The sequence below is a fragment of the Streptomyces arenae genome (assembly GCF_022343545.1).
GTDB classification, from domain to species: Bacteria; Actinomycetota; Actinomycetes; order Streptomycetales; family Streptomycetaceae; genus Streptomyces; species Streptomyces humi.
Window position 1 is genome coordinate 14,661 of the sequence record NZ_JAKQYH010000055.1, and the last position, 23,152, is coordinate 37,812.

Genomic DNA, 23,152 nt, shown 5'->3' on the forward strand with positions numbered 1-23,152 from the left:
TTCGGCCACATGACCAGCACGGCGTCCCACAAGTCCATCCTCGACCAGCCTTTCGTCCTCGACCTCTTCGCAGGTCCCGGAGGGCTGGACGTCGCCGGTCACTCGCTCGACATCCCGAGTCTCGGCGTCGAGTGGGACAAAAGCGCCTGCCTGACCCGGTACGCCGCCGGGCTGGACACCCTTCACGCAGATGTGAGCGCGGTACGTAGGGACGCCTTCGAGTCGTTGCCGCCGGAGATCAACGTGCTCGCCGGCGGCCCCCCGTGCCAGACGTACTCGGTGGCCGGGCACGGCGCCGGGCGCCAGGCCCTGGACAGGGTCAAGAAGTACATCGACCGTCTGATGCCAGGTGACTCCGACAAGGAGATCGACGAAGAACTCAAGGATCTCCCCGATCCACGCACCGCCCTGGTCCTCGAACCTCTCCGGTACGCGATTCAGGCGACGCGGAGCCCCAACCGTGAGAACCGACCGTACGACGTGATCGTCCTGGAGCAGGTCCCCGCAGTGGCTCCGCTGTGGGAGCACTACGCCAAGGTACTGGCCGAGACAGGGCTCCCCGACGGGACCAGGTACCAGGTTGTCGTCGGAGTTCTGGACACGGAGACCTACGGGGTACCGCAGACGCGATCACGCGCGGTGTTGATCGCTCGGCGCGAAGGGCTCGGCGAGCCTTCGCTCCCATCCCCCACCCACCGTTCCTACGATGCTAAGGAATGGAACCGGACCAACGGGACGAGCCCACCTGACCAGGTCCTTCAACCGACGCTTGACGACGGCGCCACGTCGGGGAGCGACGAGAACAGGCTTCCCTGGCGGTCAATGCGTGATGCCCTTTCAGACCCGGTGGGCTCACATCCCGGGCGTGTCACTCCCTTCCTGGTCCGTTCGAACTACGGCAGTTCGGGTCATCCGGGGAGGCGTGGAGTGCGGACCGACCAGCAGCCCGCCACCACTGTCACCGGCCGTATCTCCCGCTTCGTGGTTTTCGAGCACCTCAACGAGAAGGTCGTCTACGAAGGACCGCGGTTCAGCATGAACGAAGCGGGCATGCTGCAGAGCTTCCCTCCGGACTATCCGTGGTCCGGTACGGCGCAGGCTCAGCAGGTGGGCAACGCCGTACCGCCCCTGTTCGGTGCGCACCTGCTGAGTTCCGCCCTCGGACTTCCCAAGCCGGACCTGGAGGCGCTGAGGAAGCCGTGGCAGCCGGCCACCGAGGAGCAGCGGGCCAAGCTGAGAAGCGATGGCTGCGGCGCGCCCGACCACTGCACCGACAGGTGCCCGCAGGCCAAGGACCAGGTGCCGCCGCCTTCTTCCATGCGCCCACGCAAGAGCAAGAAGGCGGCGACCAAGTAGCCCGACCGCCGCACCAGGTCAATCCGCGGTCTTCCGGCCCCTGACCGGTGCGGTCTCAAACAGCTCCGCGAAGTAGCTGGTGAGCGCGGCCACGGACGCCTCCGGAACAGGGTCCTCGTCGGGCCCCTTCGGGAGTTCGTACCGCTCGACCGGTGGTGCTGATTCCGCTTCCGCGATCCATGCCCGAAGATGGACCGGGTCGCGGGGCTGGTCCGGCGCCAGGGTGTCGTAGATGAGGGTCGCACCAGCCGCGTTGATCGCGACGCTCAGGCCGACGACCTCTCGCCCGCCGGAGATCTGGCCGGCCTTCAGGAGACGGACCAAAGCCTGTGCGGTGGGCCGGTGGTCGACGAGCCCACTCCGGAGAACGGTGTGGATGAGATCCTGATTTCCGCAGGCAACCTCGACCGGCTCGTAGTCCGCCCCGTTCCGGAAGAGCTCAGCCGCCCACCACAGACGGGAGAAGCACTGCCGGTCCGCAGGACCACGGAAGCGCTCCGCTGCGATGCGCCTTTGCGGCCTAGCCGCCGTCGGCTCCGACAGGTGCCGCCAAGCGACGTAGTCGGGAGCCACCGCCAGGGCCAGGTGGTTCCACAGACGCTTGTCCGCCGCTTCTCGCCGGGTAAGGCGAAGCGTGGCGTGGAGCCGTGGCGCGAGCCATGCGTCGGCTCGGGTGCGGTCCTCCCGGAACTCGAACATGGCGTCTTCCACCAGGCTTCGGATCGGCTCGACCCACCATCGAGCGTCGTCCTCGGGAAGCGGTTCGACGACCTTGGCGAGGTCGATGCCGCCGTGAACCTGTTCGCCTCTGAGCAGTTCTTCGGTGAGGAACGGGTCGACGGCCGAGGTGGCTAGCAGCGCAAGCCGCTCCGGTACGTGGTTCGGTTGGCTGATCACGTCTCACTCTCGCGGTTCATCTGTTCCAGGCTGCGGATCACATAGGCAAGCGCCTTGGTGGCATCGGCACGGCGGACCGCCGCGTAGTGGATACGGGTCTGCAGCTCGACCCAGCCCGATTCGCCGGTACGCCGGCGGTGCACCTGCCGTAGGGCCTCCTCGACGTGGACGCCGGGGACGACGTCCGGGAGCATCTCCCGCAGCACCTCGCCCTGCCAATCGGTCGGGAAGACCGGGCCGCCTCCGGGTTCCACCTCCAGATCGCCGATGGCGCCGTGGAACACAGCGGTCCAGACGTCGGTCGCCATCTGGGCGACCAGAAGGTCACGTACCTTGCTGTCCACTCCCGAACCGTTGCTGTCCAGCAGGCCGATAACCCCCTCGATGTCGGTGTTCACGAACACCGTGGGGACTCTCGCGGAGACGTCCACGATCCAGGGTGCGTCTGCGTAGACCTGGAGCCACTCCCGCGAGCTTCGCTTGAACGACGCTGTCTGGACGTCCAGTTGGAGTCCCCGAACCGGCTCGTCGGAGACTGTGTCGACGATCCAGCTCCGGTCGGTCTCGGCAATCGACCGTCCGCGCACTCCGTCCACCGTTCCGACGGCGTACACGGCGAGGGAGGCGCGACCCAAGTGGTCGTCACGGAGCACCTCCAGCGATCCCGACCAGTCCCGTCCGCCCTCGGCGTCAAGCGTGAGATCCGCAGAGGTACGAACGTTGGTCTCGCCATCGGTCAGCACGGCCAGAACACGCAGATCGGACCAGGCGGCATCCGGCGCGTTCGCCCCAGGTGGCAGTGTCGCCGAGAGGCCGATCGTGGCGCTCACCCAGTCGGTGTGGCCGGCAATGCCGAGCGCGACGGATTGCTGCTGGGTTGAGTACGCGGTGGTCTCCAGTTGGTCGCGAGTGCCGTCCGAGAGCTTGAGGGAGACCGAGGTCACTCTGAGAGTGACCGGCCGGTTGAGCCGCTTGTACGGGTAGATCTTCACGCGTCACTCCCCCTTTCCCGCACGGAGTTCGACGACCAGGCGGGTGAGCGTGGTCCTGACCGGGTGACTGCTCACATCGGTGAATCCCTGGAACTTCGCTCGACGCACGCCGGGAGTGAAGCGCAGGGTCCCGTCCTCCACCTCGCAACCCTCGACAGCCACGAGTTCCGCCCACTCCAGCTTCGGACGGCCTCCGGACCGCACATCCAGTTGCGCGATCGGCACCATCGGGACGATCTCGTCGCCACGCGGGATGCTCACTTCGGCGGTGATCCGCCACTCTCCCCCGTCGCCGACTGTCGCATCGAGAGTGTCCAGCACCGGAACCACCGGCCCGGCGGGGGCCTTGGCCTTCGGCCTCGTTCTCACGGTCAACGCCTTGCGCACGGCCTCACCGCCCTCGCGGCTGCTGCTGCGCTTCGGACGCGCGACAAGTTCCCTGACGGCATTGTTGACCTCAGCCGTCAGCGCGCTGATCCGCCGATACGCGGACGGGGACCAGCGCAGAGTCAGCTCCTCCGTCTGTCCCCAGCGGTCATGCTCAGGCGGTTCCGCCGCACGAAGAAATTCCTCGGCCTCCTTTGCAAAGGGAGCTGTTTCTCCGGCGGCCTCGCCCACCAGCAGAACGGCCTGGAAGGGGTTGGTCCCGAGCGGCAGTCTCGGAACGCCGGCCCTCCTGACGGTCATGCGGTTGCCGCGCAGCGAGTGCACCTGGTTCTTTCCCCCGTCTCCTTCCCTGTCCCCCTCGGCCTCGGTGACCAGCAGGACCGCCTGGTGCGTGCCGAGCGTCCCGTGGGAACCACCGGAGAGCGGCAGCTTCAACGGGACGTTCCGCGCCGCGACCTGCCCGGCCTCGGTGAGGCGGTCCACCGTGGTGCCTTCGTAGTGCGCCCTGAGAGCACGAGTCCGGGCAGGCTGCTCGGCAGAGGGGTCGACCTGCTTCTCCGGCACGACCTCCTTGCCGTTCTGGAAGGCACGGACAGAGACTTCCAGGAGAGGAAGCCTGCTGCCGCCGCCGGTCATCGCGGCCCAGAAGTCACGTCCCAGCGCTTCTACCAGGCGACCGTGCATCTTGCGGATGTCCCGCGTGTCCTCGTCGCCGTCCTCGACACCGCCGGTCTCGTCGTCGGAGTCGGACCTGCTCTCAAGGCTGGCGACATCGTGCGCGCCGACGATGAGGAAGGAGGTACCGGGTTCGTCGCTCTCCCTGGTCAGATGCAGGCGTGCGACGGTCTCCTCGTCCGCCCACCAGGAACGGGCGACCATCGCACCAGGCGAATCGGGATCGGGGCGCCCGAACCACGCCGGGCCCGCGTACGGCTCGCCGTCCACTTCCCGCCACGGCAGTTCGAGACGGCCGATGACCCTTCTTTCGGTACGTCCTTCGTGAGGCACGGACAGAGTGGAGTTGATGAGCACGAGTCCGAGGGCGCTGGTGGCCCACAGCGTCGCCTTGCCCAGGCCGTAGGAACCACCCGCGCTGGGACCGGACTTGAGGCTCTCCAACTGTCGCCTGACCACCGCGGCGAACTTGCCGTCCTCGTAGTCGTCGCCGATGAGCCCGGAAGCGTTGTAGTCGTCCACACGCAGCAGGACCAACCGGCCCTTCTCGTACATGTCGCGCACCCCGGCGTCCACGACCCGGCCGACCTTCTGATTGGCGGCGGCCTCCGAGACGGCGGAGTAGTGCGGGAAGAGATCGTTCCAGAGGATCGCCTCACGGAAGGACTCCAGGGTCTCACCGGTGAGCTCGTGCAGGGTGTAGCGGACCCGGACCGGGCGGCCGTTCTCCGTAAGGCGCTCGTCCAGGCTGTTCTGGCAGGTCTCGCGGGCGAGGACCTGCACGTCGGCGTCGAAGGCGAAGGCTGCGGCATTCCCCATGTCGCGGCCACCGTCGTGATAACCCGGGCGGTGGTACCAGGTCACTGGGAGGCCGGCCTGGGTGTCAGTCGTGCGGGTATGAACCGTCCCGACGTCGGTACCGAGCGCCTTTGCGATGTCCGTCATCACGGTGGTGCGAGGCGTCGACCGGCCCGTGATCCAGGCGGACACGGCGGCCCGAGTGAGCTGGAGCTCGTCGGCCAGTTCAGCCTGAGTCTTTCCCGCGAGCTTGAGCTGTCGAGCCAACCAGGGCCCGAACTCCTCGCCTGTATCCACGTGCCACCTGCTCTTCCCCTGGAGCCGCATGCAGCTCGCATGTCGTAGACCAGGAGGCTAATTTGACGAGTTGAACACTGTCAACCAACAGTTGATCGAGCCCGGACCTTCCGACCGCTTAAGCAGACAGACCGAGTTGCCCGGCTTTGACCGCATTTGCATCCATTCTCCCCATGGAGGGCCCTCAACTCCCGACCGGCCAGGCGGAGTTGGGAGCGATAGGGGTTGACCGCCACGACTGGCGCCAGATAATATGAGGAACGGCGAAAAGTTTCGCCCCGCCGGTGAACCTGAATGCAAATTCGAGGGGGATCGGGCGGCAGGACAGAACTCTGCCCAAAATTGACCGAGAGCCAAAAGCCACAGGTCTATCCTAACCTCGACCCAAGCCCCTCCTCAATCAAAAATAGAGGCACTGGCTACATGGGGTTGCAACCTGCTACCCTGATTTCCAGTGAGGACGTTTGGTTTGCGTCCCAGAGATTTCGTACACCTATTTTTCCACGGGGGGGGCATTTTCGCTTCATCGCACCCCTGCGGCAACCATACCGACAGGGGGATTCTTAATGGACGAGTACTACGGATACGACTTGGATTCAGACCGCGGTCGGAGCCGCCTCGAACTTGACATTGCGATTGGGGAGGTGGAAATGAAGGCGGCGGCAGACATCCTTAAGGGTCACCCGTGCGCAGATGATTTTGTCAATAGATTTCCTTGCATGGCTCAGTATTTTCAGGAACCCCCCGACGACACCACGCCCTCGGCCTGACCACCCTGCAACGTCACCCGCGGAGTCAGGAGCTCCTCGGAGTCCCACCTGAGTGCGGCCTCACCAGCACAGACAGATTGGCAGGCCACCTTCGCCACGCCTTGAGGCACCACTCGCACACCCACGGGCCGGCTGTTGCGGAATCGACAGCCGGCCCGTCAAGCACACCTTCGTCCTACTGCTTGACACCTTCAGGAGTGCTGGACATGCCATCTTCTTCCCCTCCGGTCATTCAAACCGTCATTGAGCAGTCTTCCCGCGTCCTGCAAACCTATGCCGTGGACCCCGGACTCGTAGCTGAACACGCCAATGGAGAGCGCCGCATCGCTCAGGGTGGATATGGCGATCGCCAGCTTTTTGAACTTGTCCAGAATGCCGCCGACGAAATCGCAGATGAGCCTGGAGGTCGAATCCAAGTCGTTCTCACAGCAAAACATCTTTACTGCGCGAACGAAGGAAATCCCGTAACTCCCGAGGGGGCGGAAACCATTCTTCGAATGAGTACGTCGAAGAAGCGTGGAGGGCAGATCGGGAGATTCGGAGTAGGCGTTAAGTCGGTACTCGTGGTGACCGACGCCCCGGAGTTCTTCAGCAGTACCGGAAGTTTCGGGTTCGACCGCGCCTGGTCGTTCGAGCAAATCAAAAACGTGCCCGGCGTGGCCGCTCGTTACGGTCAGAAATTCGACGCCCCTGTGCTGCGGATGGCCCGTCCACTCGACGTGCAGGCAGAGCGCACCGCCGACCCTGTCCTGCACGAGCTGCTGACCTGGGCAACCACCGTCGTACGCCTGCCCTTGCTGCCGAAGGCGGACCGACGGCTCGGGCTGGACATGCACGGCGGTCGCGCCAAGGAGAACGGCGAGCCGCGCGATGAGTTCCCCGTGGGCTTCCAGCTCTTCTCTCCACATGTCGCGAGGGTCGTCCTTGAGGACCGTCGTCATCTCCCGCCGGCTCGCCGGATCCTGACCACTCGACAGGCCGGCGACCTGCACACCGTGACCGAGGAGAGAAACGGGGCAACCAACACCATCCGCTGGCGGGTGTTCACCACCACTCATACCCCCGGTCCGGCAGCCCGGGAGGACGCCGGCGAACTCCACGGCCGGCTCTCACTCGACCTTTCATGGGGTGTTCCGGCCTTGGAGAAGGATCCGGAAAGTGGCTTGTTCGTCAATTCGCGGACCCGTGGCCGCGGTACGTTCTGGTCTTTCTTCCCGACCAAGTACGAGATGTCGTTGAGCGGCATCCTCAACGGAGCCTGGAAGACCAACGAGGACAGGCAGAACCTCCTCGACTCCTCCCCCTTCAACCAGGAGATGATCCGGGTGGCGGCGCAGCTGGTCGTCGACTCCCTTCCCTCCCTGGCACCCGCCGAGGACCCCGCCGCCTACCTCCCCCTGCTGCCTGGCCGTGTCAAGGAATCGATCAGCTGGGCCGACGAGTTTCTGACCCGTGAGATCTGGGCCCGAACCGCAGATCGGCCGTCCCTGCCCGACCAGGACGGCGTCCTGCGCGTTCCCACGGAACTGCGGATCCACCCGCGGCTCGACAGGGACCTGAAGAAACTGTCCAGTTGGCTGCGGATGTGGAACCAATGCCCCGGGCGCCCCTCGAACTGGCTGCACCCAAGCGTCGAGGCGGACGCACTACGCTCCGGAAAGGTCGAGCACATCATCGGCGCGGCCGGGCACGAGAGGACCGACGTCCGCGAGTGGCTGGAAGCCTTGGTCGAAAGCAAGACCCCCGAGGGGTCGGCGGTGGCCGTGCGAATCCTCGCCAACATGATCGAGGCTCAGTCCCCCTACGCGGAGGAGGCCCGCAAGGCCCACATCGTGCTCACCGAGGAGCACGGTCTCGTCGCCCCCGTGCCCGGCAGGGTGTTCCGCCGGGCCGACCAGGGTGGGCTGCGTGAGGCCCTGGTGTACGTGGTCGACGAACTTGCACAGGATCCGTCACTCGCTCATGCCCTCAACACCCTGGGCATTCGGGAGGCCGATATCGAGGGCAGGTTCGTCAGCGTGCTCGATCAGGGCTTCGATCACTACAGCGACTCGGACTGGGAGCGCTTCTGGGAGTTGTTCCGCCAGGCGGGGGTCCGTCGGCTGGCCCACAAGGTCCTGGAGCGGGTGCCCGCTCCGCGCTCGACACTCCGGGTGCGGACGGCCGATGGGCGGTTCCGGCCGGTCGAGAACTGCATGCTGCCAGGTGATGTCGTCGATGCGAAGCGTGACCCGAGCGTCGCCGTCGACTTGAAGTTCCACTCCGACGACACCCCGTTCTTCCCCCAGGTCGGTCTGCGGGAGCGACCGTCCGGTGGGGTGCAGCCCCAGGCGGGCGAAGAGTGGTTCGAGGAATACCGCGAAGCCGTCCATGCCGCCTACCTGCGTGGGTTGGACAGTCGTGCCCCGCGCCCGACACTGAGTCGGATGAAGGTCGAGGGCGCGGCGATCGGCGGTCCGCTCCACCTCTTCCGTGCCCTCTCCGAAGAGTCCCGCGCGGCCTTCCTGAAGGTGTTGCCCGACGACGCAGTGGTGGACAACTGGATCCGTCAGATCGGCGCGCAGAGCAGCACCCGCCATGCGGTGGCCTCACCGATCCGGTGGATGCTGTGGAAGTACGGGACGGCCGTCACCTCCCAGGGGATCAAGCCGCTGAAGGAAGCCGTAGGCCCTCAGCTCGCCGACTACCGGGACGTGCTGCCGGTCGCCGAAATCTCCCCTGAGAAGGCTCGTAGGCTGCGGCTCCCGACCACTGTCGAAGAGGTCCCCATCGACCACTGGGACATGCTCCTCGACGAGGTGACCCGCAGCGAGGACGATTCCTTCGTCGGCACCACCTACGTGATGCTGACCCGGTTCGGCGCGGACTTCCCCGAGGACTCGCTGACCCGATGCCGGATCGGCGATGTCTGGGGCACCCGCCCCGACGCCGAGATCACGATCGCCGTCGGTGCCGCTCAGTACCGGGCGCTCCGTGCCGAACAGCTCCCTGCACTCCTCGTACCGACCGCCGAGGATGCCGAGCTGATGATCGAGAAGTGGGGGATGCTCCGCTATGCCGACGTGATCAGCCGGGAGACCCGTGAAGAACCGGAGGGTGACCCTGTTCCTCTGGTCGAGCTGTTCCCTGCCCTGCGGCAGCGCCTGAACAGCGGGCAACGGAACAGCATGGTGCAACGGTGCAGCGAGCTGGAGGAGGTCGTCCGTACGCCCAATGGCACGCACGCCTCCCCTCTGGACGCCGTGCGCCAGGACGGCACCGTCAAGGTCCGCATGCCGCTGGAGCCCGAGCCGATGCTTCGCCTCATCGACCGCGAACTCGGCCTCGGACTCGGCGCCGCCGGTTGCCGCGCGGTCCTGGAGCACCAGGACCGCATGGCGCGTGACAGCGAGCTGAAGGCAGCGCAAAAGGCGGTGCGCGAAGCCGCGGACGTGGTGGCCAAGATCGAGCTGCTGATCGGTGCCGACGCCCTCCGGGCCGGCCTCCCCGAGGGGCTGATGGAGGCCGAGATGCAGGCGACCGACGGTGTGGATCCGTCCGGGCGCCGAATCGCGCAGATGGCGTTCAACGCACACGGTGACGGAGTGCTCCAGCAGCACGCCCGGGACATCCAGGCGCGTTTTCCCAATGCGCCGGTCGCGTACGGGGGCTCGTCAGCAGCCATTGCGTTCGTGTCGGAGATGAGGCTGCCCATCTCGTTCGCCGGTTCGAGGACCCCGTCCCTGCCTCCGTTCGAGACCGTCGACGGCCCCCGGGACTTCCCCCGCCTCCACGACTACCAGGAGGACCTGGTCCGGAACATCTCCACGATGCTCGATCGGCTGGCTCCGCAACGCGGCATGCTGTCCCTGCCGACCGGCGCCGGCAAGACCCGAGTCACTGCTGAGGCCGTGATCCGTTGGGTGAAGCGGGTGGGAGATCTCAAGGGTCCACTGCTGTGGATCGCGCAGACCGAAGAGCTGTGCGAACAGGCTGTCCAAAGCTGGAAGTTCGTCTGGAGCAAGGTGGGCGCCGAACGCCCGCTCACCATCAGCCGGCTGTGGAGCACCAGCGAGGTCGGGAACGTAGTCGATCACCCGCACCTTGTCGTCGCCACCGATGCCAAGCTGGAACGCTGCCTGGCCACCGACCAGTACGCCTGGTTGCGCCAAGCCGCGTTGGTGATCGTGGACGAGGCGCACACCGCCATCTCCAAGCGGTACACCGAGATCCTGAGCCGGCTGGGCCTCACCCAGTACGAGACCGGCCGGCATCTGCTCGGCCTGACCGCCACCCCGTTCCGGAACACCAACGAGGAGGAGACCCGCCGTCTGGTCAGCCGCTTCGGCAATCGGCGACTCGACCAGGGAGTCTTCCCGTCGGGAGACCCGTATCGCGATCTCCAGGACTGGGGCATGCTCGCCCAGGTCGAGCACCGCACCCTTGAGGGCGGCCATATCGAACTGACCCGGGACGAGAAGACGCACGCCGACCGCATGGCCGTGCTCTCTCGCTCCGCCGAACAGCGGCTCGCCGACGACCACGCACGCAGTCGGCGCATCGTCGACTCGGTGGCCGAACTGCGCGACGACTGGCCGACGTTGCTTTTCGCCACCTCCGTCGACCACGCCAAATACCTGGCCGCCATGCTGAACGACCGCGGTGTCCCGTCCGCCGCCGTGGACTCGACGACCAGCACGCAGGACCGCCGCAACCGCATCGAGAACTTCCGAAACGGACGCATCCGAGTCCTCACCAACTACGGTGTGCTCACCCAGGGATTCGACGCACCTGCCACTCGTGTCGTGGTGGTGGCCAGGCCGGTCTACAGCACCAACGTGTACCAGCAGATGATCGGTCGCGGACTGCGCGGACCGCTGAACGGCGGCAAGGAAAGCTGTCTGATCCTCAACGTCAGCGACAACATCGCCAACTTCGACACGCACCTCGCCTTCACCCAGTTCGAGCACCTCTGGAGCCGGAAGTGACCGACGTCTACCAGGACAGCCCTCCGCTCACTGACGAGCAGCTGGCCGTAGTCGAGCAGCCGTGGGACGCGCGTGTCCTGGTCACCGCGGGCGCCGGGGCGGGCAAGACACACACCCTGGTGCGCCGGCTCGACGCGCTGTGCGGTCACGAGGACCCCGAACAGGCGCTGGAGGCTGCCGAGATCCTGGTGCTCACCTTCTCCCGAGCGGCGGCCCGGGAACTGCGCGAACGGATCTCTCGACACGGGGAACGAGCCCACCGGGTACGGGCCCGTACCTTCGACGCGTGGGCCTATGAGGTGCTCCTCCAGGCACACCCGGACGGCGAGTGGGGTGCGGTCGACTTCGACGAGCGGATCGCGGCCGCGACCCGCGCGATCGAGAAGGGTGCGCTGGAGGTGGGCGATGCGGTGCCGCCCGCTCATGTCGTGATCGACGAGGTTCAGGACCTGCTGGGCGGGCGCCGTGAGCTGGTAGAGACGCTACTCGACCGGTACCAGGAGAGTTGCGGGTTCACCGTCGTTGGAGACGCCGCCCAGTCCGTGTACGGCTTCCAGATCGAGGACCTGGACGAACGCGCCGACGAGACCGGTCGGTTCTTCGACTGGCTGCGCTGTTCCTACCCTGACGACTTGGTGGAGCTGCGTCTCACGAGGAATTTCCGGGCCACCACGGCCGAGGCCCGGATCGCTCTGGCGCACGGCCCCCTTCTCCAGCAGGTCACCGATCCGAACGAGGCCGGGAGGCTCTACGACGAGCTGCGTGATCTCCTCCTGGATCCGGCGAACGGCATGGGCGACCTCGACGACGAGTTCACCCTGGACGGCCTGCGGGAGCTCTCCGAGACTTGCGCCGTCCTCACCCGTGACAATCAGCAGGCACTCGTGGTTTCCGGCCTGCTGCACGCGCACGGCATCGACCACCGGCTACGGCGCCCGCTGGAGGAGCGTCCGGTGCCGTACTGGGTGGCCGAGCTGCTGCGTCGCACGGAGGCGACCGGCCTCACCGAGGACCGGTTCCGTACGCTCCTCTCGGAAATCCCTCTTCCCTACGAACCTGACGCCGCCGCCCTGTGGACAGTGCTGCGCAGGGTCGCGCGTGGAGCGGGGCGCGGGGTGCTCGATCTGGACCGACTGCGCCGCGCGGTCGCCGACGGCAGGTTCCCGGACGAAGCGGCGGACCCGGAGAGCGCCCGCATCGTCGTCTCGACGGTGCACCGGGCCAAGGGCCTGGAGTTCGACCGGGTGATCGTCCTGACGCCATCGACCCTTGCTGAGCTCCACAAGCGGCACCAGGACGACTTGGACCTTCCTGCCGAAGCCCGCGCCCTGTACGTGGCCATGACCCGTGCCCGCCAGGATCTGTACCACGTGGCTCCTCCTGAACTGCCGCACTTCAAGCGGGCGGGGAGCCGGCGCAACGGCCGTCGCTATCTCGGGTCGTGGCGGTCGTACGACAGGTACGGGATCGTCGCCGAGGCGGGTGACGTCTGCCGGGACGACCCGCCCGGCCAGCAGGGTGACGCCGTCGCCACGCAGGCGTATCTCCTGGAACAGGTGCGCCCCGGCCAGGAGGTGCTGCTGCGCAAGCGCCACGACCTGCCGATGAGCGAGGTCGAGAGCCCGCCGTACGCCCTGATGCACGACGGCAAGGAGATCGGGGAGGCCTCGCAGCGGTTCCGCGAGGACCTTTTCCAGGTACAGAAGGTCAACCGCACCTGGGACCCTTGGTGGCCCGACGAGATCCACGACCTGCGGATCGACACCCTGGAGACCGTGACGGGCAGTACCGCCGCCGGAACGAACGCCGAACTCGGTGAGCGAGGCGTGTGGATCGCCCCGCGGATCACCGGCATCGGCCGGTACCGGAGAGCCGACGACTACGAGGAGCAGCGCGCATGACGCAGGTGGCAGGTCCCCATGCCGAGCACTACCGGGTCCGGGACGAGGAACTTCTGATGGGGCTCCGCCGTGAACTCCTCGGCCCTGCCGAGAACGCCGAGCCGGATGATCGGGACGAGGTACTCACCCAGGACGCGCCGATCGACCGCTATCTGACCGGCGTGCTGTATCCGCGTGCGGCGGACAAAGCCGCGAAGGAACGGAAGGACGAGGACGCGGCCGAGCAGGAAGGTCTGGACGCTGCCCCTCTGCTCACCCGGGAAGACGTCGAGGAGTCCGGTACCGCGCAGGAGGTGGGCGCATCAGGGGACAGGCGTCCTTCCTCGATGGGTCTCACCTTCGCAGTCTGCCCGACCATAAGCGAAGTCATCGTGGTCGCCGCACGCGCGGCCGTCTACGAACCCACCGACGCCGACGGCAAGCCCGTCCCGGCCCGCCGCGCCGAGGCCCGTACCACCGCCGACCAGCGGGAGCAGTGGCGGCGCAAGGAACTCGACCTCCCCGACCAGCACATCGATGTGACCCAACCTGATCCGAAGCAAACGATCGAACTCACCCCGGAAGCCGCGTTGCACGTCAACGTCCGCCCCTTCGATCGAGCCAACAACACCGTCACGGTCACGGTCACGCTGATCAATAGGCAGAAAGTCGGTGAGCGGGATCTTCAGGACGCCTTCTCCTTGTTCCAGTGCGGTCTGACGGTCCGGGCCGCCGACGGCTCCACCGCCTTCGTCGAGCGTCCGGCCCCGGCCGCCGCCCACGACCCCGAGATCGCCACGAGTCGATTGCTGCACCGCCACGCCCCGACCTTCGCGGTCGGCCACGGATGCGCCGCCGAGTGGGACTGGACTCCCCAGCCGATCGGTATGACCGAGGCCGTGACGCCCGCTGTCCCCGAGGTGCGAAGCCAGTTCGTGCCCACGGTGGAGGTGCTGCTGACCGACTCCAACCCGGAGATCGACAGCTCGGCACTGTCGATGCTGGGGCTGGCCGAGCAGTCCGATGCCGAGGTCCTGGCCGCTCTGGAAGGGCTGGCCACCGGATACGAACATTGGATCGGCCGTAAGTCGGCCGAGGCGGAGGCGCTGACGGGCACCGTTCACGAGAAGCCCGCCCGGGACCAGGTGAGCGCCTGCCGCGAGGCGCTCGACCGTATCCGTGAAGGCATCGAGCTGCTGCGGACCAAGCCCGACCTCATGCGTGCGTTCCGCCTCGCCAACCGTGCCATGGCGGAACAGCGCGCCCGCAGCAAGTGGGTGAAGGACGGCCGGGTGGGCGCCCCCGTCCCGGCCGCCGGCCGCTGGCGCCCGTTCCAGATCGCGTTCCTGCTGCTCTGCCTGGCCGGCATCGACGACCCCGCGCACGACGATCGGCAGGTGTCCGACCTGCTGTGGTTCCCCACCGGCGGTGGCAAGACAGAGGCCTACCTCGGATTGATCGCCCTCACGTCGTTCTTGCGTCGCATCCGTAAGGGTTCGGACGGCGGTGGGGTCACCGTCCTCATGCGCTACACGCTGCGGTTGCTCACCCTTCAGCAGTTCGAGCGGGCGGCGATTCTGCTCTGCGCCATGGAGCATATGCGACGCCGGACGCCCGAGCTGGGCCATGAGGAGTTCTCCGTCGGCATGTGGGTGGGGCGTTCCGCCACGCCCAACACACTGGCCGCCGCCGGCCTGAAGCTCGACGAACTGCAGAGGAACCTCGACAAGCGCCTCGCCACCGAGAATCCCGTCCAGTTGCACGCCTGCCCCTGGTGCGGGACCCGCCTCGACGCACGGAACTACGAAGTCGACGAGGACGCCAAGCGGATGTACGTCCGATGCCCCGGCGTGGGCTGCGACTTCGCCGACGGCCTGCCCGTCCACCTGATCGACGAGGCGGTGTACGACGCACGGCCGACCCTGGTGATCGCGACCGTGGACAAGTTCGCGTCGATGCCGTGGCGGCCCGCCACCTCCGCACTCTTCAACCTCGACGACCCGACCGATGGCACCCCTCCCCCGGAGCTGATCGTCCAGGACGAACTGCACCTGATCTCCGGGCCGCTGGGAACTCTCACCGGCCTCTACGAGACTGCCGTGGACGCCCTGGCCGACCAACCCAAGGTGATCGCCTCCACAGCGACCATCCGTCGCGCCGCCGAGCAGGGACGCCACCTCTTCGCCCGCAAGGTACGGCAGTTCCCGCCCGCCGGCCTGGATGCCCGCGACTCGTGGTTCGCGGTGGAGACACCGCGCGAGGAGAAGGCGAGCCGACGATACGTCGGCCTCCTGGCTCCCGGCACCAGTCAGTCCACCCTGTTGATCCGTACGTACGCCACCCTGCTGCACCGTGCCAAACAGGCAAAGACCGAGGACAAGGTGCGCGACGCGTACTGGAGTCTCGTCGGCTACTTCAACAGTCTCCGGCTGCTGTCCGCGGCCGAACTCCAGGTCCATGACGACGTGGTGGCCTATCTGGAGCTGCTGGCTGCGCGCGAGGGGGTGGAAGTCCGCTCGGTCGCCAACTATTCGGAGTTGACGAGCCGTATCGACGCCAGCGAGATCCCCACCCGCCTCAGGGGCATCGAGAAGCGGTGGCCCGACGACGACGCCGTGGACGTCCTCCTGGCCACCAACATGATCGCGGTCGGCGTGGACGTGGACCGTCTCGGTCTCATGGCCGTGATGGGCCAACCGCAGACGACCGCCGAGTACATCCAGGCCACCAGCCGGGTCGGCCGCGCGCACCCTGGCCTGGTTGCGGTCATGCTCAACTCAACGCGTTCCAGGGACCGTTCCCACTACGAGAGCTTCCAGCATTTCCACTCGGCTCTGTACCGCGAGGTCGAGTCCACCTCAGTCACTCCCTTCTCCGCCCGCGCCCGTGACCGGGGCCTGCACGCGGTGATCGTCGCACTCGCCCGCATCATGATCCCGGCGGCCCGACCCAACGAGGGTGCCGGCCACGTCGAGTCCTATGAAGACGTGCTTCGCGACCGCATCAAGTCGATCCTCCTGCAACGCGTCGAGGCGGTCACCCCGGAGGAGAGCGACGCCGTGTCCCAGGCCTTCGACGAGTTCGTCGAGTGGTGGTGCGAGGAAGCCGACATCCACAGCGGCCTGCTGTTCGAGCCCCAAAGAGGCCGTCGTACTCCTTCGCTGCTGAAGGCCTACGACGACGAGTCCGAGGACGTGGACGCGTGGTCCACGTTGTGGAGCCTGCGTGACGTCGACTCCGAGACCGCCCTGTTCATGGAGGGAACCCGATGACCCCGCCGCCCGCCCGTCGTCGCCGGACCGGTACGAACGGCGCCGCACCCCCCCACAACCTGCCACGGCGAGGCGCGGTCCGTCGTGCCCAGGCGATCACCACCTACGGCGTAGGCTCGCTGATCGCCGTCGATCATGAGTCCTTCATCGTCTCAGGGCTCGACGAGGCCGAGCAGAGCTGGAGTCGTGACGAGTCCCCGCGGATCCATGAACGGCGCCTGGCCCGGTTGCTCGACGTCGACTACTTCCGGCTGCCGCCCGCTTCCGACGACACGAGCAGGGACGGTCTCCGGGTCCGACGGTTTCCGTTGATGCACTCCTGCCCGGAGTGCAACGACCTGCAGCGGCACCGCGATTTCAACCCGCCCGCCGGTAAAAGCGTCTGCGGCACGTGTGAGGTCGAGCTGGTCCCCTCCCGCTTCATCGTCGCGTGCGAAGCCGGGCACCTCGGCGAGTTTCCGTACTGGCAGTGGGTGCACCGCTCCAAAGACCGCGGCGCCTCGCCGACAGCACAGTGCGGGGGAAAGCTCAAGTTGCGCACGTCCGGGCACACTGCCTCGCTCCGGTCCATCCTGGTCTCCTGCACCTGTGGGCAGGCTCCCGAGGTCTCGATGGAGGGCTCCTTCCGCAGGAACGCGCTCAAGGACCTTGGCCTCAAGTGCCGAGGCCCCCGTCCATGGCTCGGTGCCTCCGCCCCCGTTCAGGAGTGCGGACATCCCCTGCGCACGTTGCAACGCGGTTCTTCCGCGGTATGGCAACCGGTGCTGAAGTCTGCGCTCTCCATCCCGCCGTGGAGCGACGGCCGCTCGGATCCACTGGCGGAACACTGGGACGCGCTTCGTGAGTACGACGAGCGCGACCACGTCGAGATCTATCTCAAAGGCGTGTTCAAGGGAAAGTGTCCCGTGCCGCTGGACGAGGTGATGGCGCTGCTCGACGCGGAACGCGAAGAGGATCCCGACGGCGAGGCGACCCCCACCTTCGACCATCGCTACCGTGCCCTTCGCAACAAGGAGTACGAGCGTCTCCGCGCGGGCAACGACGAGAGCGAGCACACCCGCGACGAGCAGTTCGTCTGCGAGACCCCGTTGGGCGCCCAGAGCGTGCTCGATCCACTCGGTGTCGCCGGCCCGATGCTGGTCAAGAAGCTCCGCGAGGTGCGCGCCCTCAAGGCGTTCACCCGGCTCGTCGACGCCGAGTCGACGACCGACTCCAAGGAGATGCCCCTGTCCGAACGCCCCCTGCGTTGGCTCCCCGCCATGGAGGTACGGGGCGAGGGAGTCTTCCTCCGGCTGGACGAGGACCGGCTGGACGCCTGGGAGAAGGCTCCGGCGGTGACAGACCGGATCGAACGGATGCGATCGGCCCACCAGCGTGTGCTGGAGCAGCGGGCCGAAGAGCCGAGCCGCGTCGTCCCCTCTCCGGCCACCCCTCGCATGGTGCTGTTGCACACCCTTGCCCACGTCCTCATCAACGAGTGGAGCCTGGAGGCGGGCTATCCGGCCGCGTCCCTGCGCGAGCGGCTGTACGCAGCCGACGACATGGCCGGGGTGCTCATCTATACGGCGACGAGCGACTCCGCGGGCAGCCTGGGTGGCCTGGTCGCTCAAGGTGAGCCGGAGATTCTCGCTCGTACGGTCCGTTCCGCCGTCCGCCGCGCCGAGTGGTGCTCCTCGGACCCGCTGTGCATGGAGACCGAGGCCTCCGGCGCCGGTGGAATAAACCTGGCAGCCTGCCATGCCTGCGTGATGCTCCCTGAGACGAGTTGCGAGCACAACAACATCCTCCTGGACCGCGCGTTGCTCGTCGGAACCCCTGACGACCCCCAAGTGGGCTTCTTCGCCGGCATCCTGAATTCCTGACGTCCACGCCCACGTTGGTGAAGACGCCGCCACGGAAATCGGCGTCTTCACCCGCGTCACGAGTCAGGGAGCCTTCCGTCACCGTGCGGGTCGTAGCGTTTCCGCCTCGAACTGCGTCTGGGCGCGGTCGAGCGCCTCATCGGCGTCGTAGCCATGGGCTCGAAGCCAGTGGAGAAGGTCGGCGATGACGTCGATCGCCACCTTCTCCGTGGCGATGACGCTCAGCCTGCTCGATCCCGGCAGCTCGGCCGGCAGGTCGGCGTTGTAGAGGTGCAGACAACTCGTGGCTCTCGAGACTCGGACATCCTTGGTGTGGCCGTTCCCCTCCGTCAGTCCCGACGCGAGTTCGACCCACGTGATCTTGCGGTCGGGCAGGAGCTGGACGCCCCAACGCTCGGACATCGAGGCCACGAGGGCCATACCGCGCCCCGCCTCGGCATCGCCCGTCGATTCGATCAGACGCGGTAAGGCCCGAGTGTCGGGATCATGGACTTCGATACGCAGGCACGTACCGTTGACGGAGACGGCCAGCGTCGTCGGGGTACCGGGGCCTACGTGAGTGATGACGTTGGAAACGAGTTCGCTCATGCAGAGCTGGGCCGACTCCGTCAGCTCTGCCAGTCCCCAAAGGCGCAGATGAGTCCGAAGCAAGCGCCGCAACGCCGACACCTCCGCCGGCTCGGCGGAAAAAGATAGATCCCAAGGCCTTCTCGGCATACACCCACCGCAGTCCATGTCCCAACTCCCTTGTTCACCTGTCTCGTTGCGCTGCTCGTGAAGCAGTGGCCTGTCACCCTGGCGCAGGCCACCCCTCCCAGGGCAGGAGAGAGCAGGGGGCGTACGCGATGCGCTTCTGCTCGCTGTGCGTGAGCGGCGCGATGTCCAAGCTATGAGATCGCTTGGCAAATTCGCCACCACCTTCGGCAAATTAGCTCGATCGTGGATCGCGAGCCGCCCAGCACGGCAGACTGCTCTCCGAGCCGGAACGGAAGGATCGACATGGCCCCGCGGGCAGTACCGACGCAACGTCAGAGGCGCCTCGGTCACGAGTTGCGTAGGATGCGGACGACCGCGGGCATGTCCGCGGAGCAGGCCGCGAACCTCTTGGGTGTGGACCGAGGAAAGATCTCCAACATGGAGTCCGGGGTCCGGAGCATCAGTGAGGAGCGTCTGCGCACCCTGGCGCACCACTGCCGTTGCGACGACGAGAAGTACGTGGCCGCCCTGGTCGAAATGGCGTCACCCAGCGCCTCGGGCTGGTGGGAGCGGTATCGCGGCAGCCTTCCTCAAGGACTATTGGACATCGCCGAGTTGGAGTGGCAGGCCATTCGCATGCGCACCGCCTGCACGGTGCACATTCCCGGGCTGTTCCAAACCACCGACTACGCCCTCGCGGTTTTCCGCGCCGTTCTTCCACAGCTACCCGAGCACGAGGTGACGTTGAGGGCGGCTCACCGCAACAACCGCCAGGAGGTGCTCGCTTCCGAGGCTGCGCCCGCCTTTACCGGAATCGTGCACGAGGCGGCACTACGGATGCAGTTCGGAGGCCCCAGGGTCAGCCGCGCGCAGCTCGAACACCTGCTGGACCAGTCCGAGAGGGACGGTCGAACGGTTCTGGTCGTCCCCTTCACCAGCGGCGCCTTTCCAGGCGCGGGGCAGACCGTTCTGTACGCGGAAGGACCGACGGAACAGCTGGACACCGTGCAGATCGACAACTCCCACGGCCCGGACTTCCTCTATGGAGAGGCAGAATTGACCAAGTACCGGGCTCACTTGGACCGGTTGGAGGAACTGGCGCTGTCCCCCGACGACTCAAGAGCCTTCATCCACGCTATCGCTCGCGAACTCTAGGAGACGTCATGCCAGAGATTCAGTGGGAAGAGCCGTTCTGCGGGGAAGGCAACTCGTGCTTCCGGCTGGGCGTGGACGGCTCCGGCAACGCCTTCATAGCTGTGAACGGCCAGGAGGACCGTTTCATCACGGACAGTCAGGATGCTCTGCGGACCATGATCCTCGACATCAAGGCCGGCAAGGCGGACCACTTGCTGAGGTGAGCCCCGGAGCGAACGCCGGCTCTGTGATGCCCGGAACGACCCGCCTCTTCGAGCACTGCCCGATGTTGGCAACATGCGTGCTCACTGCGACAGTTGGTCAGTACGGACGAGCCACAGGGGATGAGCGGGGGCCGTGGTGCAGAGGCGTCGGCAGGTTGTGCTGTGCGTGTGTGCTGTGCTCCCACGTCCGCGCGAAGAGGGGGGAGCCGCGACCGGTCCGTCGCCGGTCGACCGGCGGAAGACAGGCAGCAAGCCCCACCTGATCTGCGACGGCAAGGGCACCCCGCTGCACGTCGTCACGACCGCCGCCGACGTCAACGACGTCACCCGGGCCCTCAACCTGGTCGACGGCATCCCGAGCTCTTAGCGCAGTTCCCTCTTTACCGCACGGAGCAGGTCTGCCTGAAGCGGTTCCAGGTGTACCCACCAGTCCGGGTACTGCGCCGGGTCGCGGGACACATCGTGCAGTGCCCTGTTGTGTGCGATGAGGGGTCGTTGAAGATCATCTGAACTAATGATCTCGACCTGCTTCTCGGCCAGCCAAAGTCGTTCAACAAGGCCCTTGATAGCTGGTGCGGCTTCCCCGCGCTCCCGGGCATCCAGCTCACCTTGCAGTTTGTGTGCTGCCTCCAGGTAGCTGGAGATCGCGGCCTTGACTTCGGCACGGTGTGCGGCGCGCCCCTCCTCGGCGATTCGTGCTCGCGACTCCCGGGCCGCGCTGCGCTGCACGAGCAATGTCGCTGCTGCACCAATACTCACACCGAGGAGCGGTACAAGGCCGACGACCAGGTCAGATGCTATTCCAGAACTCATCCGCTCAGTGTGGCTCCTGCAGGAGGCAGCCGGGGGTTGACCGAACGAAGTGGCCGGCGCGCGGCCCGGATCAGGGCGGCTCCTCCGAGATCGGAGGCTTCCTCACACCAGTCACACCCGACCACGGCACTTCAGCAAGATCCTGTTACGGGTTCATAGGGCCGTTGTCGGGGGTTTGGCAGTTCACGGGGGCGGCGCGGTCGCCTGGGCGAGTTCCGACCAGCGGGCCAGTTCCTCGTGATGTGAGCCGACCTTCGTCGCGGCGGTGACGGTGACAGCCATTTCCGGATCGGCCGGGTGGCTTCCTCGGGTCAGGAGGGTGAGGGGCCAGTGAGGTTCGTGGGGCTCCGCGCCGTCGAAGGGGCGCCAGTCCCATGGTGTGTCGAAGCGCCAGGCACGACCCGCCGCGTCGGCCACCTCGTCGCCGGGTGTCAGGCAGGCGTACGGGCGGAAGACCAGGTCGAAGGTGATCGGGATGTCGTCGTCCGGGTCGAACTCCTCCCCCTGTTCCTCCCGTTCGGGGTCGTGTGAGTGACCGGCACGGAGGAGCACGACGTGGCGTCGTGGGCGAGGCAGGCGACCGGTCTCCAAGGGTGGGTCGAAGCGGTCGACGGCGATCACGTGGACGAGAGTGGGAGGAATGCCGACTCGGCAGGTGGTGCCGGGCTCCAGGGTGTCCAGCGGTGGGGTGGTGCGGAAGAGTCCGGTCTGTCCTTCGTACGACGACGGGTCATGGGGCAGCGCCACCTGACCGTTCCAGTGGATCCAGTCGGAGTCCGGGTCGACCGCCCACCAGGGCCATTCGATGGAGACGTGGTGGGGAGACTTGTCGGTGACTCGTGCGGGGGTGTCGGGGCAGGAGACTCTGACTATGTCTCCCACGCGGAGATCCCGATCCGGGCGCACTGTTCGCCTCCCTTGCCGACGCCGTCTTCCGGGATCGTAGAGGGGCCCGAGGGAACGCGTCCTCACATGGCCCGCAGCCCCCGGTCGGCGAAGGAAGCCGCGCTTCAGTCGTCGGCTCGCGGTGGCCAGCAGGGCGGACGGGACCGTCGGATCCAGGCCGGCCCTAGGCGCGGGCCGGGTCCCGGTGGAGGAAGGTGAGCATGAGGGTGACCACCTCGTTCGGGTACTGGTCGTGGGGGTAGTGGCCCGCGCCCTCGATCAGTTCCAGGTGGCCGAGGCCGGGCGGTAGGGCCTCGGTGATCGCCGTGCCCTCGGCGTGCGGGTCGGCCCAGTCGGGGTCGAGGGTGCCCATCACGACCAGGACCGGGCAGCGGACGTCGCCGAGGCGCGCGCCGGCGTCCGCCGGGGTGGTGCGGCCCATGCGCTGCATCGCCTTCATCCGGCCCGGCTCGTGCAGCAGCGCGTCGATGCGGCCGATCCGCTCGGTCCAGTCGGCCGGCCTCACGCCGGGGTAGGCCACGTCGAGGTACGAGCGCCACAGCCGCGCGCTGCCGAACACGCCCGTGCCCAGCAGGCGCAGCATGCCCTGCCGGAAACGCCTGACCCGCAGGTCGCCGAGGCGGAGCGACTGCTTGCGGGTGAACGGCGCCAGCTCGACGACCGCGGTGACCAGCGAGGGCTCCTGCGCCGCCGCGATCGTGGCGGCGCCGCCCGAGATCGAGTGGCCGACGAGCACGGCCGGGCCGCCCAGGTGGCGGATGACGGCGAGCAGGTCGCCGGCGATGGCGGTGCGGCTCCAGTCCGGCCAGTCGACGCTCGACTCGCCGCAGCCGCGCAGGTCGACCGCGGCGACCCGGTGGCCCGCCGCCACCAGCCGGGGCATCACCGCGCGGTACGCGGCGCGGCTGTCGCCCATGCCGTGCGCGAGAACGACCAGCGGGCCGGACCCCGCCACCTCGTATGCGATCGTGCCGCCCTCGACGGCCAGGTACTCGGTCATGACGCCCCTCGGATCTCGGTTACGACCAGCTGGCTAACGTTGTTAGCTTGAAGCTAACGGCGTTAGTCTCACTTGTCAATGCCGACGAGAGGGGTGGGGGTCGGGGTAGGGGTAGGAACGGTCTCGGGGGGTGGGCGCCTAATCGGCAGTGGCGTGCGTGTCCGTGCGTGCCGAGGCGGCGGTCGCGGTGGCCTGCGGCGCGTACGAGGTGGCGTGGTGTTCAAGT

14 protein-coding genes and 1 pseudogene are annotated in these 23,152 nt (G+C 67.1%); 8 read left to right on the forward strand and 7 right to left on the reverse strand.

Going from position 1 to position 23,152, the window contains the following annotated elements; genetic code table 11:
- Positions 1-9 precede the first annotated feature (9 nt).
- Positions 10-1,356 carry a DNA cytosine methyltransferase gene (locus MB828_RS24565; protein WP_301650122.1) on the forward strand — a complete coding sequence of 449 codons (1,347 nt, stop codon included), beginning with the start codon at positions 10-12 and terminating at the stop codon, positions 1,354-1,356.
- Positions 1,357-1,374: 18 nt separating this feature from the next.
- Here MB828_RS24565 and MB828_RS24570 read toward each other — a convergent pair whose 3' ends face one another.
- The 3 genes from MB828_RS24570 to MB828_RS24580 are packed head-to-tail and all read right to left on the reverse strand — an operon-like array spanning position 1,375 to position 5,402.
- Positions 1,375-2,253 carry a DUF6339 family protein gene (locus MB828_RS24570; RefSeq protein WP_301650123.1) on the reverse strand — a complete coding sequence of 293 codons (879 nt, stop codon included), beginning with the start codon at positions 2,251-2,253 and terminating at the stop codon, positions 1,375-1,377.
- A complete protein-coding gene (locus MB828_RS24575; protein WP_301650124.1) occupies positions 2,250-3,245 on the reverse strand; it encodes a hypothetical protein in 996 nt (331 codons plus the stop codon). Before MB828_RS24575 ends, MB828_RS24570 begins: the two co-directional genes overlap by 4 nt.
- Before the next feature lie 3 nt (positions 3,246-3,248).
- A complete protein-coding gene (locus MB828_RS24580; RefSeq protein ID WP_301650125.1) occupies positions 3,249-5,402 on the reverse strand; it encodes a helix-turn-helix transcriptional regulator in 2,154 nt (717 codons plus the stop codon).
- Positions 5,403-6,378: 976 nt separating this feature from the next.
- On the opposite strand from MB828_RS24580, the gene MB828_RS24585 reads away from it, so the two are divergent.
- Genes MB828_RS24585 through drmB form a run of 4 tightly spaced genes read left to right on the forward strand, consistent with a single transcriptional unit; the run spans position 6,379 to position 18,153 of the window.
- Positions 6,379-11,139 (forward strand): DEAD/DEAH box helicase, encoded by a 4,761-nt coding sequence (locus MB828_RS24585; protein WP_301650126.1) that lies wholly within the window; start codon positions 6,379-6,381, stop codon positions 11,137-11,139.
- Positions 11,136-13,040: a UvrD-helicase domain-containing protein gene (locus MB828_RS24590; protein ID WP_301650127.1), complete on the forward strand. Its 1,905-nt coding sequence runs from the start codon at positions 11,136-11,138 to the stop codon at positions 13,038-13,040. Before MB828_RS24585 ends, MB828_RS24590 begins: the two co-directional genes overlap by 4 nt.
- The gene (locus tag MB828_RS24595; RefSeq protein WP_301650128.1) at positions 13,037-16,291 is read left to right on the forward strand and encodes a helicase-related protein; all 3,255 of its coding nucleotides are present in this window, start codon (positions 13,037-13,039) and stop codon (positions 16,289-16,291) included. The genes MB828_RS24590 and MB828_RS24595 overlap by 4 nt, the downstream gene beginning before the upstream one ends.
- On the forward strand, positions 16,288-18,153 hold the full coding sequence (gene drmB / locus MB828_RS24600) for a DUF1998 domain-containing protein (RefSeq protein WP_301650129.1): 1,866 nt from the start codon (positions 16,288-16,290) through the stop codon (positions 18,151-18,153). Before MB828_RS24595 ends, drmB begins: the two co-directional genes overlap by 4 nt.
- Positions 18,154-18,231: 78 nt before the next feature.
- Here drmB and MB828_RS24605 read toward each other — a convergent pair whose 3' ends face one another.
- Positions 18,232-18,888: an ATP-binding protein gene (locus MB828_RS24605; protein WP_301650130.1), complete on the reverse strand. Its 657-nt coding sequence runs from the start codon at positions 18,886-18,888 to the stop codon at positions 18,232-18,234.
- A 264-nt stretch (positions 18,889-19,152) separates the two neighbouring features.
- Between MB828_RS24605 and MB828_RS24610 the strand changes: the two genes are divergently transcribed.
- The 3 genes and pseudogenes from MB828_RS24610 to MB828_RS24620 all read left to right on the forward strand — a co-directional run.
- On the forward strand, positions 19,153-20,004 hold the full coding sequence (locus MB828_RS24610) for a helix-turn-helix domain-containing protein (protein WP_301650131.1): 852 nt from the start codon (positions 19,153-19,155) through the stop codon (positions 20,002-20,004).
- An 8-nt stretch (positions 20,005-20,012) separates the two neighbouring features.
- A complete protein-coding gene (locus tag MB828_RS24615; protein WP_301650132.1) occupies positions 20,013-20,207 on the forward strand; it encodes a hypothetical protein in 195 nt (64 codons plus the stop codon).
- Between the two features lie 199 nt (positions 20,208-20,406).
- Positions 20,407-20,565 (forward strand): annotated as a pseudogene (locus tag MB828_RS24620) (transposase); the annotation flags it as partial.
- Positions 20,566-20,570: 5 nt separating this feature from the next.
- Here the strand turns inward: MB828_RS24620 and MB828_RS24625 are convergent.
- The 3 genes from MB828_RS24625 to MB828_RS24635 all read right to left on the reverse strand — a co-directional run bounded on the left by MB828_RS24625 (position 20,571) and on the right by MB828_RS24635 (position 22,926).
- Complete coding sequence (locus MB828_RS24625; RefSeq protein WP_301650133.1) at positions 20,571-21,020, reverse strand: hypothetical protein; 450 nt, start codon at positions 21,018-21,020, stop codon at positions 20,571-20,573.
- Between the two features lie 183 nt (positions 21,021-21,203).
- Entirely contained in the window at positions 21,204-21,902 is a 699-nt protein-coding gene (locus tag MB828_RS24630; RefSeq protein ID WP_301650134.1) for a hypothetical protein, read from the reverse strand.
- 187 nt (positions 21,903-22,089) lie between these two features.
- Positions 22,090-22,926: an alpha/beta fold hydrolase gene (locus MB828_RS24635; protein WP_301650135.1), complete on the reverse strand. Its 837-nt coding sequence runs from the start codon at positions 22,924-22,926 to the stop codon at positions 22,090-22,092.
- Positions 22,927-23,152 lie beyond the last annotated feature (226 nt).

Bases quoted from the DNA above. Each gene is read 5' to 3' on its own strand.
- MB828_RS24585 (WP_301650126.1), top strand. From the start codon at position 6,379: ATGCCATCTTCTTCCCCTCCGGTCATTCAAACCGTCATTGAGCAGTCT.
- MB828_RS24595 (WP_301650128.1), top strand. From the start codon at position 13,037: ATGACGCAGGTGGCAGGTCCCCATGCCGAGCACTACCGGGTCCGGGAC.
- MB828_RS24635 (WP_301650135.1), bottom strand. From the start codon at position 22,926: ATGACCGAGTACCTGGCCGTCGAGGGCGGCACGATCGCATACGAGGTG.
- MB828_RS24565 (WP_301650122.1), top strand. From the start codon at position 10: ATGACCAGCACGGCGTCCCACAAGTCCATCCTCGACCAGCCTTTCGTC.
- MB828_RS24605 (WP_301650130.1), bottom strand. From the start codon at position 18,888: ATGGACTGCGGTGGGTGTATGCCGAGAAGGCCTTGGGATCTATCTTTT.
- MB828_RS24615 (WP_301650132.1), top strand. From the start codon at position 20,013: ATGCCAGAGATTCAGTGGGAAGAGCCGTTCTGCGGGGAAGGCAACTCG.
- MB828_RS24625 (WP_301650133.1), bottom strand. From the start codon at position 21,020: ATGAGTTCTGGAATAGCATCTGACCTGGTCGTCGGCCTTGTACCGCTC.
- drmB (WP_301650129.1), top strand. From the start codon at position 16,288: ATGACCCCGCCGCCCGCCCGTCGTCGCCGGACCGGTACGAACGGCGCC.
- MB828_RS24610 (WP_301650131.1), top strand. From the start codon at position 19,153: ATGGCCCCGCGGGCAGTACCGACGCAACGTCAGAGGCGCCTCGGTCAC.